Raw genomic sequence first — 18,741 nt, 5'->3', positions numbered from 1 at the left:
TGTGAAAACCCTGGCGTATCGATTCCCGTTTTCGGCCGCATCCATGCCTGCTTGTCGCGCCGGCGCGGCTCAGGCCACCCGATACTGCTCGGCGTCGCTGCGCTTGAACTCCAGGCCGAACCCCGGCCGGTGCTGATCCGGCCGCAAGGCGCCGCCCTCGGGCGCCAGCGCGCCGTCGAAGAGCATGTGTTCGATGCGGTGGTGATCGTGGAAGTACTCCAGGTGACGCAGATTCGGGATGGCGGTGGCGACGTGGGCGTGCAGGTTGGGCGCGCAGTGCCCGGAGACGTCCACGTTGCGCGCGGCGGCCACGGCGGCGGCGCGCAGCCAGTCGGTGATGCCCCCGCAGCGGGTGACGTCGATCTGCAGGCAGTCGACCGCATCGGCGGCCAGCATTCGATGGAAATAGGCCAGGTCGTAGCCGTATTCGCCGGCGGTGACGTCCGGGGTCACCTGGTCGCGTACCTCCCGCAGCCCGGCCAGGTCGTCGGAGGAGACGGGTTCCTCGAACCAGGTGACGTCGTGATCGGCCATGGCGTGGGCCACCCGAATCGCCTGCTTGCGTTGGTAGGCGCCGTTGGCGTCGACGTACAGTTCGGTGTTGGGACCGATCACCTTGCGCGCCAACGCGATTCGAGCAAGGTCGCGACGTTCGTCGGAACCCCATGATTCGCCGATCTTGATCTTGACGCGCGGGATCTGCCACTCGTCGACCCAGCGTTCGAGCTGGGCGCGGGAGGTGCGTTCGTCGTACGTTGTGAAGCCGCCGCTGCCATAGACCGGCACTTTGGGATGCGCCATGCCGAGCAGTCGGCACACGGGCAGCCCCAGCAGCTTGCCCTTGAGGTCCCACAGTGCGGTGTCGATCGCCGAGATCGCGCACGACACCAGCCCCGGCCGCCCGTTGTTGCGCATCGCCTTGACCATCGACTCCCACCGGGCGGGGATGTCCACGGCGTTGTGCCCGGTGAGGGTGCCGGCCAGCGGCCCGGTGATGAGCTTGCCGCAGGCGCCGTCGCCATAGGTGTAGCCGATCCCGTGCAGGCCCCCGGCCGACACCTCGGCCAGCACCAGCGTGGTCGACGACCAGGCCAGGGTCCCGTCGGCTTCCGGTGCGTCGGTGGGGATTTCGTAGACCTGCGCGGTGACCTCGTCGATGGCCGTGTCGATCCGCGCGGCGGTCGTCATCGCGCCCACCGGCGGCCCGCGCGCGCCGCGAGCCACGCGCCCACCCCGGCGGCGCCCAGCGCGCCGGTGCCGCTGACGACCGGGTGCTGCGACGCCCACAACTGGGGGCTGTGGGCGTGCGACTCGTCGTCGAACTCGCCGCGGGGGCCATGATCGCTGCCGGGTTGCTGGTCGAGCGGTTCCCACAGGTTGTGGGGCCGGCCGGCGCTGACGTGCTCCTCGGTCTGCTGCGAGTCGTACCCGGTGCGGCCGAGATAGCGGTCCAGCAGCGGCGCGACGAACTTCTGCGCCAGCAGCGTCACCATGGTGGAGTCGCCGACCCAATACTGTTTGCGCCCCGGGTGATCCGCGGCGTACAGCACGCCCCGGGCGGCGACGTCGGGCTGATAGATCGGCGGCACGGGTTGGGGATGGCGGGGCAGCCGGGACAGCACCCAGGAGAATTGCGGGGTGTTGACCGCGGGCATCTGGACCACCGTGATTCGCACCTTCGAGCCCTCGTGGAACAGTTCGCAGCGCACCGACTCGGTGAACCCGTTGATGGCGTGTTTGGCGCCGCAGTAGGCCGACTGCAGCGGGATGGATCGCTGCCCGAGCGCGGAACCGACCTGCACGATGGTGCCGCGGTCGCGGGGCCGCATCTTGGCCAGCGCCGCCATGGTGCCGTACACGTAGCCGAGGTAGGACACCTCGGTCACCCGTTTGAACTCCTCGGCGCTGATTTCGGTGAACGGCGCGAACACCGAGGTGAACGCGACGTTGACCCAGACGTCGATCGGACCGAACGCGGCTTCGGCCTCGTCGGCGGCGGCGACGACGGCCGCGTGGTCGGCCACGTCGGTCGGGATGGCCAACGCCTTGCCGCCGCCGGCCTCCACGTCGCGGGCCGCGCCCTCGAGCCCGGCGGCGCCGCGGGCGAGCAGGGCGACGTTCGCGCCGCGCTGCCCGAACTCCTTCGCGGTGGCGCGGCCGATGCCGGCGCTGGCTCCGGTGATCACCACTGTCTGAGTCATTGCGCAAATCCCTTTCGCTCGGTGTCGGACACCCGATCAGTCATGGTGGGCGGCGTCGTCGGTGAGGGTGGCGGTGCATTCCAGCATCAGCGCGTGCGCGAACGCCTGGGGGAGGTTGCCGCGGAGCTGGCGCTGCTGCACGTCGTATTCCTCACAGAACAGCCCCGGCGGCCCGCAGGCGGTACGGTTACGTTCGAACCAGCGCATCGCGCAATGGGCATGGCCCAGTTGATGTTCGGCCAGCGCCATCATGAACCCGCAGAGCAAAAACGCGCCCTCGGCGTCGCCGAGGTCGCGCTCGTCGTGCCGGAACCGGTAGACGAATCCGTCGTCGGTGAGTTCCCGGCGAACGGCATCCAGGGTCGCGATGGTCCTGGGGTCGTCGGCGGGGACGGCCCCGCGCACCGGCGGCAGTAGCAGCGATGCGTCGACACCGGTCAGTCGCGGGCTGCGTTGCCAATAACCGTGCGGGTGCAGGCTTTCCGACGCGGTCTCGGCGAGGATCGCGTCGGCCAGCGACGCGCACGCGGCAACCTCGGGACCGGCGCCGGCCACCTTTGCGATGGCGCGCAACCCCGCCACACAGGCCAGGCGGGACTGCGTCCAGTGCTCGTTGTCGATCTCCCAGACGCCGGCATCCGGTTCGCGCCAACGCTTTTCGATCGCCTTGATCGCGGACTGCGCCGCGCGCCAGCCGTCGGCATCCAGCCGGTCGGCGGCGCCCGCCTTGGCCAGCAGCTGCAACGCCTCCCCGAAGGCATCGAGCTGGAATTGCTGATTGACCCAGTTGCCGATCTTGTCGGCGCCCCCGGGGTAGCCGGGCAGGTCGAGCGTTTCTTCGCCGGGCACCGCGCCGCCGGTGACGGTGTAGGCGGGCTTGAGGTTCGGGCCGTCCTCGAGCAGCCGGGCGCCGACGAACTCCACCGCCCGGTCGAGCAGTTCGGTCGTGCCGACGGCGGCGGCGGCCATGCCGGCGTACACCTGGTCGCGGATCCAGGAATAGCGGTAGTCGTAGTTCTGGTTGGAGTGCGCGCGTTCGGGCAGGCTCATGGTGGCGGCGGCGACCATGCCGCCCCCGCTGCTGGTCAGCCCCCGCAGCACCGCGTAGGAGTTACGCCCGTCGCGGGGAGCGATGGTGCAGGTCAGCTCGGGCACGCTGCGCTGCCAGGCGGCGGTGGTGGCGTCCCAGGCCAGGTCGGGGTCCGGCGGCTGCTTTGGCAGGGTTCGCTCGGACAGTTCCAGCACCAGATCGTGGTGCTGGTCCTCGTCGAGCGTGACCTCACAGGTGAGCAGCTGGCCCTTCTCATGAGCGGCGCGGACGGGGCGCGCCTCGCAGGCGGCCTGCCAGCGCCAGTGCAGCCGCCCCGAGCGCCCGCTCCACACCCCGCCATCCACGGTCGGCTTGCCGGGGCCGTGCCTGCCGAATCCCGCACTCGGTGCCAGCAACACCCGCACCCGGGCCGTACCGCGGCAGCCGGTGAGCCGGCGCAGCAGCACCACCCGGTCGGGGTCGCCCGGAAAGGCCAGCGCGTCACGGCATTCCACGATGCCGTCGCGAGTGATCCAGCGGTTGCGCCAGATCAGGGTGCCCGGCTCGTAGTAGCCGCCCCAAACATGCCGCACGTCGGTCGGGGTGACGGCGTAAACCCCGCCGCCTCCAATGAGATTCGAGAAGACGGCGTCGGAATCCCAGTGCGGCGCACACATCCATGCCACGTCACCCTGCGGACCGATCAGCGCACCCCGCTCGCCGTCGGCGAGCAGCGCATACTCGCGCAGCACTCGGGGGGCGAAGGTGGTCTCGGTATCGACCTTCAGGTCAGCCACGGGCTCCCGCCTTCGACCCCCGTGCCACGCCGGTATCGATCTTTCCGGCGGCCATCCGTTCGGCAAGCCGCGAGGCCAACGCCATGATCGTCAGCGCGGGATTGGCGGAGCCCTGGGTGGGACACACCGAGCCGTCGGCGAGAAACAGGTTCGGCACGCCCCACACCCGGTGGTCGGAGTCGACCACCGAATTCTCACGTCCGGTGCCCATCCGGGCACCGCCGATGAGGTGGGCGAAACGCTCGATGGTGAGCACGTCCTGGGCGTCGGCGGCGTGCAGGATGTCGCCGATCACCTTGGTGGAGTAGGCCATGTTGGCCTTGTCGTTGTCGCAGAGCGTGTAGTCGAACCGGGCCACCGGGATGCCGTAGGGGTCCTTTTCGTCGGCCAGCGTCACGCGGTTGTCCGGCAGCGGCAACAGCTCGTTGAGCACGCCGACGGTCGCCCAGTGGTTGTAGTCGCGCATGTACTCACGCAGGGCGCGGCCCCAATGCCCGTCGGCCAGCACGTGTTCGGCCCAGCCGATGGGCATGGGCGACACGGTCTGGATGGCAAACCCTCGGGCGAACCCGCGCGAGAGGTCGGTCTCGTAGAACTGCTCGGAGGTCACCTCCGGGGGAGGCGCCTTGTACATCCGGACCTCCTCGGACCAGCGGCCCGCGGACTGGGTGGCGCCCTGCACCATCACGTAGCGCCCGACCTGATCGTCGTTGTTGCCCAACCCGTTCGGGAAGCGCTGGCTGACCGAGTTCAACAGCAGGCGCGGCGTCTCGATAGAATACCCAGCCACGGCAATGACTTTGGCGCGTTGCAGTCGTTCTTTGCCGCCCACCTCGTCGTAGTACACCACGCCTCGCGCCGCGCCGGTCTCGTCGAGTTCGACGCGCGAGGCCATGCAGTTGGCGCGGATCTCGACGTCGTGGGCCAGCGCGTCGGGAAGGTGCGTGACGTACGGGCTGGCCTTGGCGTTGACCTTGCAGCCCTGCAGGCAGTAGCCGCGGTAGATGCAGTGCGGGCGGTTGCCGAAGGTGCCGTTGACGATGCCGACGGGCCCGACCCGCATCTCGATGCCGAGCTTGAGCGCGCCCCGCCAAATCTTGGCGGCCGCACCCGAAATAGGATGCGGGGCAAAGGGATAACGATGCGGATCGCCCCAGGGCCAGTTCTGGCCGGCCACCGGCAGCTCGAGCTCGACCTGCTCGTAATGGGGTAGCAAGTCCTCGTAGCGGATGGGCCAGTCGGCGCCCACCCCGTCGAGGGTGTAGGTCGCAAAGTCGCTGGGGTGGAACCGCGGGGTGTAGCCGGCGTAGTGCACCATGGAGCCGCCGACCCCGCGCCCGGAGTTGTTCTTGCCCAGCTCAATTGGGTCGTCACCGCCGATGATGCGCTTCTGCGTCCAGTACAGCGCGTGGGAGCCGGCCTCGTCGGACACCCAGTCCTCGTCGGGGTGCCAGAACGGGCCGGCCTCGAGGATCACGACCCGCCAACCGACGCGCGCCAGCCGCTGCGCCAGCACCGAGCCGCCGGCGCCCGCCCCGACGACCACGAGGTCGACCTCGTCGTCGTCGCGGTAGCGGCGCATGGTCTGCTCGCCGGGCAGGTCGCGCGAGTGCACGTCGAGCAGGAACCGCGAGTCGTTGTCCTTGGGGCCGACGGCTCCTTTGAGCAGGCCTCGCCAGAAGTCGCCCATCAGATTTCGCCGTTCTGCACGACCTGCACGGGGTCTTCGTCGGTGGCGCCGGGGGTCTCGAACGGTTCGCGCGCGGCGTCGGGTCCGGTGGCACCGCCGAGGCGCATGAAGCCGCGCGGGTAGGCGGGGCCGCCGAACCCGATCTCGTTCCAGGCCCACGGGTGGGAGTAGAAGCCCGACAAGGTCATTCGCATGCACACCGACCAGGCGCGCTTGACGTTCAGGCTCTCCCAGGCGCCGCCCTCGAGGTCGCCCTGCGAGAACTGGCCGACGATTTCTTCGCGGGTGTCCAGCCCGGCGGCGGCGAAGGACGATGCGCCGTATTTGGCCGCCGCGGTCTCATCGAGCCCGCGCAGCACCAAGCGCCACGTGTCGCGGTCGTCGGGCATGTCCGCGTACTGATAGCCGTCGAGGCGCCCGTCGGCGAGCTTGGAGTCGACGGATTCGGCCGCCGGGACTCGCGGCTCGGCGTCCTGCGCCAGCACCGTGTCGCAGAACGCGCGCAGGCACGGCTCCTCTTCGGCGGTGAAAAACCGCAGTGGGCCAGGAGGTTTGAGCCGGGCCAGCACGACTTTCCGGGTGGCCTCGTCCCAGGTGCCGGCGGTTGTGAGCACGTCGAAATCGGGGTAGCGGCCGATCATCTGCGGCGTGGTGCCGCGGCGCTGTTTGGGAAGCCAGGACGGGTGCGGCGGCTTGCCGTCGGGGCGCAGGTTGGGCAGGTGGTCGGGGCGTGAGGTGTCAGCCATCTCAGTGATCCCGATGCCTAACCCCGGAACCGTTCGCGGCGCAGGATCGACGCCAGCAGCCCCATCCCCCCGACCATGCACATCAATCCCGGCGCCGCGATCGGCGGGCCCATGGGCACGTTGTAGGACGCGTGTTTCCATCCGCCCGGCTTGCGGGCGACGCCGCGCGCGTGCAGGTATTCACCCATCAGCCCGTTGGCCGTGTAGATGCCGGCGGTGATCGGCAGCCAGAGCTTGGCCCAGCGTCGCGAGAACACGCCCCCGATGCCGGCGACGACCACCGGCGGGGTCACGACGATCGGGCTCCACATCCACTTGTTGCCGAAGCTCGCCTTGTAGTGCTCGAAGTAGATTTCGGCCGTCGTGACGAGCGCCGCAATGGCGGTCAACCCGGACAGTGAGCGTTCGAAACGACCGTGTGCGACGTCGTACAGTGCTCGCTCGGCCAGGTGCGAGACCTCGCCCAGTCCGTCGCTGCCGGCGGTCCGGCCTTTGCGGCCTCCGCCGTTGCCCAGCAACAACATGTGTATCCCTTCTTCGCTCGCGTCGTGCCGGGCCGGCGAATCACCGGTCCGGGCTGATTTCCTTCGTGTGATCGTTGGCGGCCATGCGCGCGCCGGTGGTTTTGTGAGCGTGCTCGCCGAGCAAATCCGTCGTCGTGTCCATAGAGCGACCTCGCCTTCGGGCTGGAAGGAACACGGTCCGGCGGTCACGGTTAAGCGTCCGGCTGGGTGTTTCAACCGAGGTCATCTCGACGACGCGTCGCGACCGAAGCGCATCGACTGCGTACCCGGTGCCCTGCTGCACAAACTGGCGTGCAGGCGATTCACAGCGAGTCACCAGGCGGTGCGCGCGAACGCAAACACACCCGCGACGCGCGGGTGGCCCGGCACCACCCGACGGGGATGAAGAACTTCCGCCGTTGTGTAGCGCAACGCGATCGGCAAGACGGACGACCCCTGGTTGGCGTTCGGACCCGGCACGGCTGATCACCGACGCCGATTCGCTACAACCACCGCCCTTCTAGCTGCCCAGATGTGCCATGATGTCCAAGCTGTCAAGACTCAGGGAGCAGCAGTGGATCTCAATTTTTCGATGGTCACACGACCGGTCGAGCGGCTGATCGCTACCGCGCAGAACGGGCTGGAGGTCTTGCGACTGGGGGGCTTGGAAACGGGCACGGCGCCGTCGCCGTCCCAGATCGTCGAGAGCGTGTCGATGTACAAGCTCCGGCGGTACTTCCCGCCGGACAGCCGGCCCGGCCAGTCGCCCGTCGGGCCGCCGGTGCTGATGGTGCATCCGATGATGATGTCGGCCGACATGTGGGACGTCACCCGCGACGAAGGCGCGGTCGGGATCCTGCACGCCCACGGGCTTGATCCCTGGGTCATCGACTTCGGCGAACCCGACAAGGTCGAAGGCGGCATGCGGCGCACGCTGGCCGATCACATCGTCGCGCTCAGTCAGGCCATCGATACGGTCCGGGACACCACGGGCAGCGACATCCATCTGGTCGGCTATTCGCAGGGCGGCATGTGGTGCTATCAGGTCGCCGCCTACCGGCGTTCGAAGAGCCTGGCCAGCATCGTCACCTTCGGGTCCCCGGTGGACACCCTGGCCGCCTTGCCGATGGGTATCCCGGCAAACTTCGCCGCGCCCGCCGCCAACTTCATGGCCGACCACGTCTTCAGCCGGCTGGCCATCCCCAGCTGGATGGCGCGCACGGGCTTCCAGATGCTCGACCCGCTCAAGACCGCCAAGGCGCGGGTCGACTTCGTTCGCCAGCTGCACGACCGCGAGGCGCTGCTGCCGCGCGAGCAGCAGCGCCGCTTCCTCGAACGCGAAGGCTGGATCGCGTGGTCCGGCCCCGCGATCTCCGAGCTGCTCAAGCAGTTCATCGCCCACAATCGGATGATGACCGGCGGTTTCGCCGTCAACGGGCAGATGGTCACCCTGACCGACATCACCTGCCCGGTGCTGGCCTTCGTCGGCGAGGTCGACGACATCGGCCAGCCGGCGTCGGTGCGCGGCATCCGGCGCGCGGCACCGGACGCCGACGTCTACGAGTCCACCATCCGCACGGGCCACTTCGGCCTCGTCGTCGGGTCCAAGGCGGCCCAGCAAAGCTGGCCGACCGTCGCCGAATGGGTGCGGTGGCTGTCGGCCGGCGGCGACAAGCCGACCAGCATCGCGCCGATGGCCGACCAGCCCGCCGAGCACACCGACAGCGGCGTGGCGCTGAGCTCCCGGCTCGCGCACGGCATCGGGGAAGCCTCCGAGGCGGCGCTGGGCATGGTGCGCGGCGCGGCCAACACCGTCGTCGCGGCCAACAAATCCATGCGCACCCTGGCCGTCGAAACGGTCCGCACGCTGCCACGACTGGTCCGGCTGGGACAGATCAACGACCACACCCGCATCTCGCTGGGCCGCATCATCGAGGAGCAGGCCCACGACGCCCCGCAGGGCGAATTCCTGTTGTTCGACGGGCGGGTGCACACCTACGAGGCGGTGAACCGGCGCATCAACAACGTCGTGCGCGGCCTCATCGAGGTCGGGGTGCGCCAGGGCGACCGCGTCGGCGTGCTGATGGAGACGCGGCCCAGCGCGCTGGTGGCCATCGCCGCGCTGTCCCGCCTGGGCGCCATCGCGGTGGTGATGCGTCCCGACGGCGACCTCACCGCGTCGGTGCGGCTCGGGGGAGTGACCGAGATCCTGACCGACCCCACCAACCTGGACGCGGTGCTGGAATCGGACGGTCAACTGCTGCGCCAGGTGCTGGTGCTCGGCGGCGGCGAGACGCGGGACCTGCACCTGCCCGAAGACTCCGACGGGCAGCCCCAAGTCATCGACATGGAACAGATCGACCCGGACGCCGTCGAGCTGCCCGGCTGGTATCGACCCAACCCGGGACTGGCCCGGGACCTGGCGTTCATCGCGTTCAGCGCGGCCGGCGGCGAACTGGTGGCCAAGCAGATCACCAACTACCGCTGGGCGGTGTCGGCGTTCGGTACGGCCTCGACGGCCGCCCTCGACCGCCGCGACACCGTCTACTGCCTGACGCCGCTGCATCACGAGTCCGCGCTGCTGGTCAGCCTGGGTGGCGCGGTGGTCGGCGGCACCCGCATCGCGCTGTCGCGCGGCCTCGACCGGAACCGGTTCATCCAGGAGGTCCGCCAGTACGGCGTCACCGTGGTGTCCTACACCTGGGCGATGCTCGGCGAGATCCTCGACAACCCGGCCGATCCGCCCTTCGCCCTGCACGGCAACCACCCCGTGCGCCTGTTCATCGGCTCCGGCATGCCGACCGGGCTGTGGGAGCGTGTCGTCGAGGCGTTCGCGCCCGCCCACGTCGTCGAGTTCTTCGCCACCACCGACGGGCAGGCGGTGCTGGCCAACGTCTCCGGCGCCAAGGTCGGCAGCAAGGGCCGGCCACTGCCGGGCGCCGGGCGCATCGAATTGGGCGCCTACGACACCGAACACGACCTGATCCTGGAAAACGAGCGGGGCTTCGTGCAGATCGCCGAACCCAACCAGGTCGGGGTCCTGCTCGCGGCCTCCAACGGCCCCATCGATCCGAGCGCCTCGGTCAAGCGCGGGGTGTTCGCGGCGGGCGACACCTGGATCTCGACCGAGTACCTGTTCTACCGCGACGACGACGGCGACTACTGGCTGGCGGGCCGGCGCGGCTCGGTGGTGCGCACCCGGCGCGGCCTGGTCTACGCCGAGCCCGTGACCGACGCCCTGGGCGGCATCAACGGTGTCGACCTCGCGGTGACCTACAACGTGCCCGTGGGCGACCACGAAGTCGCGGTGTCGGCGGTGACGCTGTTGCCGGGCGCCTCCATCACGGCGGCCGACCTGACCGACGCCTTCGCCAAGGTCCAGATCGGCCTGGGGCCCGACATCGTCTGCGTGGTCCCGGAGATGACGTTGAGCGCCACCTACCGCCCGACCGTCAGCGCGCTGCGGGCCGCCGGGATTCCGAAGGCGGGGCGCCACGTCTGGTATTTCGATGCGGAGACCGGGCACTACCGCCGGCTGACTCCCGGGGTGCGTTCCGAGCTGAGCGGCGCGCGGTCATGATCGACGACGCGCTGCTGAACATCCTGGTGTGCCCGGCCGACCGCGGGCCGCTGATCTTGGTGTCCCAAACCGGCGGCGGCGAAGTGCTTTACAACCCCCGGCTGCGCCGCGCTTACCGGATCGAGGACGGCATCCCGGTGCTGCTCATCGACGAGGCCCGCGACGTCGACGACGACGAGCACGCCCGGCTCATGGCGCAAGCCCCTCCGGCAGATCCCCAGTGAGGTAGCGCTGCAGGTTGGGCGCGATGGTTCGCGCGATCCGCTCGGGCGGCAGCGACGCGAACGGCTCCAGTTGCAGGATGTAGCGCGCCATCACCACACCCACCAGTTGTGACGCCACGAATTGGATGCGAATCGTTCCGCTTCCCGGCGGATCGTCCACGCGGCTACCGATTTCGACGGCGATCACGTCCTGGATGAACGCGCGAAACAGGTTGATCTCCGATCCCGCCAGGATCGACCGCAGTGTCGCGATGAACGCCGCGCCGATCTCGGAGTCCCACAGCGGCAGCAACATCGACGGAATCTGGTAGCCCAACTCCTCGACGGGCACCTCGCGCAGCGGGCCGATGACGTCCATCGGGTCGACGGGGATGTGGACGGCCGCGGCGAACAGCTGCTCCTTGGTGCCGAAGTAATGATGCACCAGGGCCGAATCCACGCCGGCCGCCGCGGCCACCGCTCGTATCGACGTGTTACGAATTCCGTTGCGCGCGAACAGTTCCCGGGCGCTGTTCAGGATCTTCTCCCGGGTGCCGGAGCTCCCGGCCGGTCGCCCCGGCCGCCTGCGCCGGGCGTTCGTGGCCGTCACGCTAGTGCGTCCATCACGTCAGGGCGTCCGCCGCCGCAGCGTCGCCGCGGCCAGGCACAGCGCCGCCAGGGCGAATCCCAACACCACGATGATGTCGCGCACCGCGATGAAGGTCAGTTCCGGGTGCGCGCCCACCTGCTGCAGGGCCTCGAGCGCGTAGCTGGCCGGCAGCACGTTGCTGATCCATTGCAGCCAGTGTGGCATCAGCGCCCGCGGCACGATGATGCCGGCCAACAACAGCTGCGGCACCATCACCAACGGGATGAACTGCACGGCCTGAAACTCGGTGCGGGCGAACGCGCTACACAACAGGCCCAGGCCGACTCCCAGCACGGCGTTGACGATCGCGATCACGAACACCCAGAGCGGGCTGCCGGCCGTGTCGAAGCCCAGCAGCCAGAACGACACGATGCACGCCAGAACGGCTTGTGCCGCAGCGGCCGTGGAGAAGGCGGTGCCGTAGGCGATCAGCAGGTCGAGCCGGCGCAGCGGAGTGGTCAAGATGCGCTCCAGCGTTCCGGAGGCCCGTTCGCGTTGCATGGTGATCGCCGTGATGATGAACATCACGAAAAGCGGGAACAGGCCCAGCAGGATCAGGCAGGCGTTGTTGAACGGGGTAGGGCCGCCCGGGCGATGCGGGGCGTTTTCGAACATGAAGTACATCAGGGTGATCACCAGGATCGGCACCAACAGGATCATCGCGACGCTGCGGTGATCGGCGGCCAACTGGCGCAGAATCCGCGTCGTGGTCGCCGTATATCCCTTGAGCCCTAACCGGCTTCGCGCATGGTGCTGCGCTTGATGATGGACAGAAACGCGTCCTCCAGTGACGTGCATCCGGTGTCCTCTCGCAGTTGGGTCGGGGTGGTGTGGGCGACCAGCCGGCCTTCGCGCATCAGCAGCAGGTCCCCGCAGTGGTCGGCCTCGTCCATGACGTGGCTGGAAACCAGCAGTGTGGTCCCGGCGCGGGCCAGTTCGGCGAACTGATCCCAGAGGTCCGCGCGCAGCACGGGATCGAGTCCCACCGTGGGTTCGTCGAGCACCAGCAGATCGGGCTGGCAGACCAGCGCGCACGCCAGCGACACCCGGGTGCGTTGACCGCCGGACAGGTTGCCGCACAACGCTGTTCGGTGATCGGTGAGCCCGACCCGTTCGATGGCGGCGTCGGCGACCCCGCCGTCGAACCCGTACAGCGTGGCGAAGTAGCGAACGTTGTCGACGACGCGCAGGTCGTTGTAGATCGTCGGGTCCTGCGGCAGGTAGCCGACGCGGCGGCGCAGTTCGGCGCAGCCGGCCGGCTTGCCGAGAACAAAGACGCCGCCCGAGGTCACGATCTGGGTGCCGACGATGCAGCGGATCAGCGTGGTCTTGCCGCAGCCCGACGGGCCGAGCAGGCCGGTGATGCTGCCCGTGGCGATCCGCACGGAGAAGTCGTGCAGAGCCGGGCGTTTGCCCCGGATCACGCGCAGGTGATCGATCTCTACCGCCGGAGCAGTGGCCCCGGAGATTAATTCATCACGGGATGAACTCATCATGTGATGAATATTCGTCGCGCGCGGCCGCGCTGTCAAGGGGGTGGGTCCAGCGCCGCGAGGCTGTAACTACCGACGGTCGCACTCGCGAAATGCGTCGGTAGTTACAGTCTCGCGGCATCCGGGCCTTCGCGGCCCAAAGCGACTAGTTGAAACGTTCCCCGAGAGGCGGGCGGCGCTGCGGCAGATGTCCGTGCACGCCTTCGGCGTACGCGGTTTCGGCGTGCTGTGTGAGGTCGGCACCGGTGGTCTCGTCTTCCGTGCTGAGCCGGAAGCCCATCACCCGATCGATCACCTTGGCCAGCACAAACGACATGGTGAACGCGTAGAACGCCACGGCCACGATCGCCAGCGTCTGCTTGCCCAGCTGGCCGACGCCGCCCCCGTACAACAGGCCGCGCGGGCCGGCGGTCATGACCGCCGTGGCCAGCAGCCCGATCAAGGACACGCCGACGACGCCACCGACGAAGTGCACGCCCACCACGTCGAGCGAATCGTCATAGTTGAAGCGCAATTTCGCGCCCACCGCGAACGAGCACACGACCCCCGCGGCGAGGCCGACGACCGTCGCGCCGAGGGTGTTGACGGTCCCGCACGACGGGGTGATGGCCACCAGGCCGGCGACCACACCGGATGCCGCACCGAAAGTCGTGGGCCTGCCGTCGCGAATCTGTTCGACCGCAAGCCAACCGAGCATGCCCAGGCACCCCGCAACCAGGGTGTTGAGGAAGATGGCGGCAGCGGTTCCGTTGGCGGCCAGGGCGGAACCGGCGTTGAACCCGAACCAGCCGAACCACAGCAGCCCGACCCCGACAAACAGCAGCGGCAGATTGTGTGGCCGCATGGCGTCTTTCTTGAAGCCGATGCGCGGCCCGAGCACCAGCGCCAGCGCCAGCGCGGAGGAACCCGAGACGATCTCGACGACCAGCCCGCCCGCATAGTCGAGGACGCCCAGCCGGGCCAGCCAGCCGCGGGGGCCCCACACCCAGTGCGCCACAACCGAATACACGACGATGGTCCACACCGGGACGAACACCATCCAGGCGGCGAACTTGGCGCGGTCGGCGATCGCGCCGCTGACCAGCGCGGCCGTGATGATCGCGAACGTCAACTGGAACGTGGCGTACAGCAGTTCGGGCACGGTCCCGTGCACGGTGTCGGGCGTGATGCCGAGCATCCCGAAATGCCTGAGGTTGCCGACGAGCCCGCCGACCCCGTCCTCGGAGAACGCGAGGGTGTAGCCGATCAGCAGCCACGCCACGGTCACCAGGGGGATGGAGATGAAGCTCATCATCATCATGTTGAGCACCCCGGTGGTGCGGACCATGCCGCCGTAGAAGATCGCCAGGCCGGGGGTCATCAGCAAGACCAGCGCGGTGCTGGCCAGCAGCCACGCCGTGGCGGCAGGGTCTATCGCGTGCATGTGGGCTCCTTCGGGTCCCGGACACCGGGATACTGCCATGTTCGGGCCGCCGGTAGGTTCGTTGGGTTACTGAAACGAGGATTCAGGATCTTCAATTGGTCGAGGCTGGACGACGATCTCGCGCAAGCAGGGCCGCGGCTCAGCTGTTGGTCGACCCCGTCGAGGCCGCGCGCCGCTTGTTGGGCGCCACCCTCACCGCGCGGGGCGTGACGGCCGTCGTCGTCGAGGTCGAGGCGTACGGGGGAGTGCCCGACGGTCCGTGGCCGGACGCCGCCGCGCACTCGTACAAGGGGCTGCGCGCCCGCAACTTCGTCATGTTCGGGCCGCCCGGGCGCCTCTACACCTACCGCAGCCACGGCATCCACGTCTGCGCCAACGTCTCGTGCGGACCCGACGGCACCGCGGCCGCGGTGTTGCTGCGAGCCGCCGCCATCGAGGACGGCACCGACACCGCCCGGGCCCGCCGCGGCGAGCTGGTGCACACCGCGGCGCTGGCGCGGGGACCGGGAAACCTGTGCGCGGCCATGGGAATCACCATGGACGACAACGGAATCGACCTGTTCGACGGCAACAGTCCCGTGACCCTCGAGCTGCACGAACCGCTGAGCTCCCTGTCCGGCCCACGCGTCGGTGTCAGCCAGGCCGCCGACCGGCCGTGGCGGTTGTGGCTTCCCGGGCGCCCGGAGGTCTCGGCATACCGCCGCAGCCCCCGCGCGCCGGCCCCGGGCGCCAGCGACTAAGGCGCGCCGAACGTCGAGTTGTTGGGCGAGAACCCCGCGGAACCGCACCACAAGTCGGCGCTCGGCGGCGGCGCTCTGGAAGACTCGTACACCATGATCCTCGACGAGCTGGGCTGGCGCGGCCTGATCGCGCAGTCCACCGACCTCGATGCGCTGGCGGCCGAAGCCCAGCGCGCGCCGATGACGGTGTACGCCGGCTTCGACCCCACCGCGCCGAGCCTGCACGCCGGGCACCTGGTGCCCCTGCTGGCGTTGCGCCGGTTTCAGCGCGCCGGCCACCGCCCGATCGTGCTCGCCGGCGGCGCCACCGGGATGATCGGCGACCCCCGCGAGGTCGGTGAGCGCACCCTCAACGAGGCCGACACCGTCGCCGAGTGGACCGAACGGATCGGCGGACAGCTGCGACGCTTCGTCGACTTTGACGACACACCGACCGGCGCCATCGTCGTCAACAACCTGGACTGGACGCGCCCGATGTCGGCGATCGAGTTCCTGCGCGACGTCGGCAAGCATTTCTCGGTCAACGTCATGCTGGACCGCGACACCGTCCGGCGCCGCCTGGACGGCGACGGCATCTCCTACACCGAATTCAGCTACATGCTGCTGCAGGCCAACGACTACGTCGAACTGCACCGCCGCTACGGCTGCACGCTGCAGATCGGCGGCTCCGACCAGTGGGGCAACATCATCGCCGGGGTCCGGCTGGTCCGTCAGCAGCTCGGCGCCTCGGTCCACGCCCTGACCGTGCCGCTGGTGACCGCTGCCGACGGCACCAAGTTCGGCAAGTCCACCGGCGGCGGCAGCCTGTGGCTCGACCCGGCGCTGACCACCCCGTACGCCTGGTACCAGTACTTCTTCAACACCGCCGACGCCGACGTCATCCGCTACCTGCGCTGGTTCACCTTCCTGTCGGCCGACGAGCTGGCCGAGCTGGAAGCGGCCACGGCAGAGCGTCCCCAACAACGCGCCGCGCAGCGGCGGCTGGCGCGCGAACTCACGGTTCTGGTGCACGGCGAGGCGGCCACCGAGGCCGTCGAGCACGCCAGCCGGGCGCTGTTCGGGCAGGGCGAGCTGGACCGGCTGGACGAGGCCACGCTGTCCGCGGCGCTGCGCGAGACGTCGGTCGCCGAGCTCAAACCCGGTGGCCCCGACGGCATCGTCGACCTGCTGGTCGCCAGCGGCCTGTCCGAGAGCAAGAAGGCCGCGCGGCGCACCATCGGCGAAGGCGGCGTCTCGGTCAACAACGTCCGCATCGAGAGCGAGGAGTGGGCCCCGCAGCCGTCGGACTTCCTGCACGGCCGATGGCTGGTGCTGCGCCGCGGCAAACGGACCGTCGCCGGGGTCGAGAAGGTCTAGACCGCCCGGGCGCCAGACGGCCTCCGCAAAACACGTGCGTGCACAGATCTTTACCTCACCGTGTCGTGGGCGTGACCCACGGGGACCACTGTTGTCACGGTGATTTTCGCGACGCGTGTGCGGTTGACCGTCCTGCGGAGCCTGGGGGTGATTACCAGCTTGGTGGCGCTGACGGCGGCGTTGTCGGGGGCGTTGTCGGCGCCGATCCGCGCGGACATGCTCAGCAACGCGTTCCTGTCGGCGCTGACGAATGCCGGGATCTCCTATAGCCAGCCGACCGGCACCACGGCGATGGGACAGTCGGTGTGCCCGATGCTGTTCGAGCCCGGCGGGTCCTTCGACGCGGTGACGTCCAAGATGGCCGAGGGTAACGGCATGTCGTACGAGACGGCCGGCCGGTTCACGATCGTCGCGATCGCGACCTACTGCCCGGCGTTGATCGCGCCGCTGCTGGGCAACCGGCTGCCGAGCTAGGTGTAGGGCTGCCCGTATTCTCGGCAGCGTGGTCGACGACAGGCAGAGGCACCGCGGCGAGCGGGGGGCGCGGCCGGCATCCGGCAGCTGGTCCGGTCCGGGTCGCGCGCGGCCGGCTCAGCCGCAGAGCGGCGCGCGCCGCGACGCCCGGGCCGATCGCGCGCCGCAGGACGGGCCGCCGATCCCGCCCGGCGTGGAAGCCAAGCAGCTGGCGCCCGACGTTCGCCGCGAACTGAGCACCCTGGACCGCGCCACCGCCGACGCGGTGGCGCGCCACCTCGTCGCCGCGGGCGAGTTGCTCGACGAGGACCCGGAGGCGGCGTTGCGTCACGCCCGCGCGGCAAGGGCCCGGTCCAGCCGGATCGCCACCATCCGGGAGGCGGTCGGGATCGCCGCCTACCACTGCGGGGACTGGTCGCAGGCGCTGGCGGAGTTTCGCGCCGCCCGCCGCATGGGCAGCAAGTCCTCGTTGCTGCCGCTGATCGCCGATTGCGAACGCGGACTTGGCCGTCCGGAGCGGGCCATCGAACTCGCGCGCGGACCGGAGGCCGCCGAGCTGTCCGGTGACGACGCCGACGAGCTCCGCATCGTCGCCGCCGGGGCGCGCGCGGACCTCGGCCAGCTGGAGCAGGCGCTGACCGTGTTGTCCACGCCGCAACTGGATCCCAGCCGCACCGGCTCCACGGCGGCGCGGCTGTTCTACGCCTACGCGGACACGCTGCTCGCGCTCGACCGCGCCGACGAGGCGCTGCAATGGTTCCTGCGTTCGGCGGCCGCCGACGTCGACGGCGTCACCGACGCCGAAGACCGGGTCAGTGAACTCGGCTGACGCGACGGAATTGACGACGTGAAAAGCCTTGCGCAGGAATATGATTGCCTGCTGATCGACCTGGACGGCACGATGTTCCGCGGTCGCCGGCCCACCGACGGCGCGGTGCAGGCGCTGGCCGAGGTGCGCAGCCGCGCGTATTTCGTCACCAACAACGCCTCCCGCAGCGCCGACGAGGTCGCCGCGCACCTGAGCGAACTCGGCTTCACCGCCACCGCCGAGGACGTCGCCACCAGCGCCCAGAGCGCGGCCCGGCTGTTGGCCGACCAACTACCGCAAGGCTCGCCGGTCTTGATCGTGGGCACCGAGGCCCTGGCCGGCGAGATCTCCGCCGTCGGGCTGCGCCCGGTGCGCAGCTACGACGACGGCCCGGCCGCCGTCGTGCAGGGTCTGTCCCAGACCATCGGGTGGCCGGAACTGGCCGAGGCGGCGCTGGCCATCCGGGCCGGCGCGCGGTGGGTGGCCTCCAACGTCGACCTCACCCTGCCCACCGAACGCGGGCTGCTGCCCGGCAACGGATCGTTCGTGGCCGCGCTGCGGGCGGCCACCGGCGCCGAGCCCCAGGTCGCGGGCAAACCGGCGCCCGCCCTGCTGCGCGACGCGGCGGCCCGGGGCGACTTCCGCGCGCCCCTGGTGATCGGCGACCGGCTCGACACCGACATCGAGGGCGCCAACGCCGCCGAGTTGCCCAGCCTGATGGTGCTCACCGGGGTCAACTCCGCGCGGGACGCGGTGTACGCCAAGCCCGCCCAGCGCCCCACCTACATCGGCCACGATCTGCGCTCGCTGCACGCCGACGCCGAGCAACTCGCGGTGGGTCCGCAGCCGGGCTGGCGCGTCGACGTCGCGGACGGGGCGATCACGGTCAGGGGCAATGGGCCGGACGAGGGTGACGGCCTGTCGATCGTCCGCGCGGTCGCCGGCGCGCTGTGGGGCACACCGGACCCTGACGCCGTGCGCATCGCGGCCGCCGACGACCGGGCGCGCGCCGCGCTGCAACGCTGGTCTTTGGTGCACACTGACTGAC

The 18,741-nt window shown here is 69.7% G+C and carries 17 protein-coding genes; 7 read left to right on the top strand and 10 right to left on the bottom strand.

Annotated elements, in window-relative coordinates:
- Positions 1-69 precede the first annotated feature (69 nt).
- The 6 genes from AC0KS4_RS13490 to AC0KS4_RS13465 are packed head-to-tail and all read right to left on the bottom strand — an operon-like array spanning position 70 to position 6,988.
- Complete coding sequence (locus tag AC0KS4_RS13490; RefSeq protein WP_238957304.1) at positions 70-1,188, bottom strand: enolase C-terminal domain-like protein; 1,119 nt, start codon at positions 1,186-1,188, stop codon at positions 70-72.
- Positions 1,185-2,201, bottom strand: coding sequence for an SDR family oxidoreductase (locus AC0KS4_RS13485; protein WP_238956113.1), 1,017 nt, complete (start codon positions 2,199-2,201; stop codon positions 1,185-1,187). Before AC0KS4_RS13485 ends, AC0KS4_RS13490 begins: the two co-directional genes overlap by 4 nt.
- Positions 2,202-2,237: 36 nt before the next feature.
- A complete protein-coding gene (locus tag AC0KS4_RS13480; protein ID WP_225327535.1) occupies positions 2,238-4,028 on the bottom strand; it encodes a glycoside hydrolase family 15 protein in 1,791 nt (596 codons plus the stop codon).
- Positions 4,021-5,718: a GMC family oxidoreductase gene (locus tag AC0KS4_RS13475; protein ID WP_238956112.1), complete on the bottom strand. Its 1,698-nt coding sequence runs from the start codon at positions 5,716-5,718 to the stop codon at positions 4,021-4,023. Before AC0KS4_RS13475 ends, AC0KS4_RS13480 begins: the two co-directional genes overlap by 8 nt.
- Positions 5,718-6,464, bottom strand: coding sequence for a gluconate 2-dehydrogenase subunit 3 family protein (locus tag AC0KS4_RS13470; protein WP_225327537.1), 747 nt, complete (start codon positions 6,462-6,464; stop codon positions 5,718-5,720). The genes AC0KS4_RS13475 and AC0KS4_RS13470 overlap by 1 nt, the downstream gene beginning before the upstream one ends.
- A gap of 17 nt (positions 6,465-6,481) precedes the next feature.
- On the bottom strand, positions 6,482-6,988 hold the full coding sequence (locus tag AC0KS4_RS13465) for a hypothetical protein (protein WP_067168027.1): 507 nt from the start codon (positions 6,986-6,988) through the stop codon (positions 6,482-6,484).
- A gap of 511 nt (positions 6,989-7,499) precedes the next feature.
- Here AC0KS4_RS13465 and AC0KS4_RS13460 point away from each other — a divergent pair.
- Together AC0KS4_RS13460 and AC0KS4_RS13455 are read left to right on the top strand one after the other, a co-directional pair.
- A complete protein-coding gene (locus AC0KS4_RS13460) occupies positions 7,500-10,547 on the top strand; it encodes an acyl-CoA synthetase (protein WP_225327538.1) in 3,048 nt (1,015 codons plus the stop codon).
- Positions 10,544-10,771: a Trm112 family protein gene (locus AC0KS4_RS13455; RefSeq protein ID WP_225327539.1), complete on the top strand. Its 228-nt coding sequence runs from the start codon at positions 10,544-10,546 to the stop codon at positions 10,769-10,771. Before AC0KS4_RS13460 ends, AC0KS4_RS13455 begins: the two co-directional genes overlap by 4 nt.
- Here the strand turns inward: AC0KS4_RS13455 and AC0KS4_RS13450 are convergent.
- The 4 genes from AC0KS4_RS13450 to AC0KS4_RS13435 form a co-directional block, all read right to left on the bottom strand.
- On the bottom strand, positions 10,737-11,360 hold the full coding sequence (locus AC0KS4_RS13450; protein WP_225327540.1) for a TetR/AcrR family transcriptional regulator: 624 nt from the start codon (positions 11,358-11,360) through the stop codon (positions 10,737-10,739). The genes AC0KS4_RS13455 and AC0KS4_RS13450 overlap by 35 nt on opposite strands.
- Positions 11,361-11,378: 18 nt before the next feature.
- Positions 11,379-12,197: an ABC transporter permease gene (locus AC0KS4_RS13445; RefSeq protein WP_225327541.1), complete on the bottom strand. Its 819-nt coding sequence runs from the start codon at positions 12,195-12,197 to the stop codon at positions 11,379-11,381.
- Entirely contained in the window at positions 12,131-12,895 is a 765-nt protein-coding gene (locus tag AC0KS4_RS13440) for an ABC transporter ATP-binding protein (protein ID WP_225327542.1), read from the bottom strand. The genes AC0KS4_RS13445 and AC0KS4_RS13440 overlap by 67 nt, the downstream gene beginning before the upstream one ends.
- Positions 12,896-13,037: 142 nt before the next feature.
- A complete protein-coding gene (locus AC0KS4_RS13435) occupies positions 13,038-14,315 on the bottom strand; it encodes an ammonium transporter (RefSeq protein WP_225327543.1) in 1,278 nt (425 codons plus the stop codon).
- Positions 14,316-14,410: 95 nt separating this feature from the next.
- On the opposite strand from AC0KS4_RS13435, the gene AC0KS4_RS13430 reads away from it, so the two are divergent.
- The 5 genes from AC0KS4_RS13430 to AC0KS4_RS13410 all read left to right on the top strand — a co-directional run bounded on the left by AC0KS4_RS13430 (position 14,411) and on the right by AC0KS4_RS13410 (position 18,740).
- Positions 14,411-15,055: a DNA-3-methyladenine glycosylase gene (locus tag AC0KS4_RS13430; protein WP_225327544.1), complete on the top strand. Its 645-nt coding sequence runs from the start codon at positions 14,411-14,413 to the stop codon at positions 15,053-15,055.
- A gap of 93 nt (positions 15,056-15,148) precedes the next feature.
- Positions 15,149-16,411: a tyrosine--tRNA ligase gene (tyrS, locus tag AC0KS4_RS13425; protein WP_238957303.1), complete on the top strand. Its 1,263-nt coding sequence runs from the start codon at positions 15,149-15,151 to the stop codon at positions 16,409-16,411.
- Between the two features lie 99 nt (positions 16,412-16,510).
- On the top strand, positions 16,511-16,885 hold the full coding sequence (locus tag AC0KS4_RS13420; RefSeq protein WP_225327545.1) for a DUF732 domain-containing protein: 375 nt from the start codon (positions 16,511-16,513) through the stop codon (positions 16,883-16,885).
- 28 nt (positions 16,886-16,913) lie between these two features.
- Complete coding sequence (locus tag AC0KS4_RS13415; RefSeq protein ID WP_225341143.1) at positions 16,914-17,714, top strand: tetratricopeptide repeat protein; 801 nt, start codon at positions 16,914-16,916, stop codon at positions 17,712-17,714.
- 18 nt (positions 17,715-17,732) lie between these two features.
- Positions 17,733-18,740, top strand: coding sequence for an HAD-IIA family hydrolase (locus tag AC0KS4_RS13410; protein WP_225328503.1), 1,008 nt, complete (start codon positions 17,733-17,735; stop codon positions 18,738-18,740).
- Position 18,741 lies beyond the last annotated feature (1 nt).

It is taken from the genome of Mycobacterium sp. NTMscope_MAC_12 (assembly GCF_976985675.1).
This window is presented reverse-complemented; position numbering and strand designations above follow the sequence as displayed.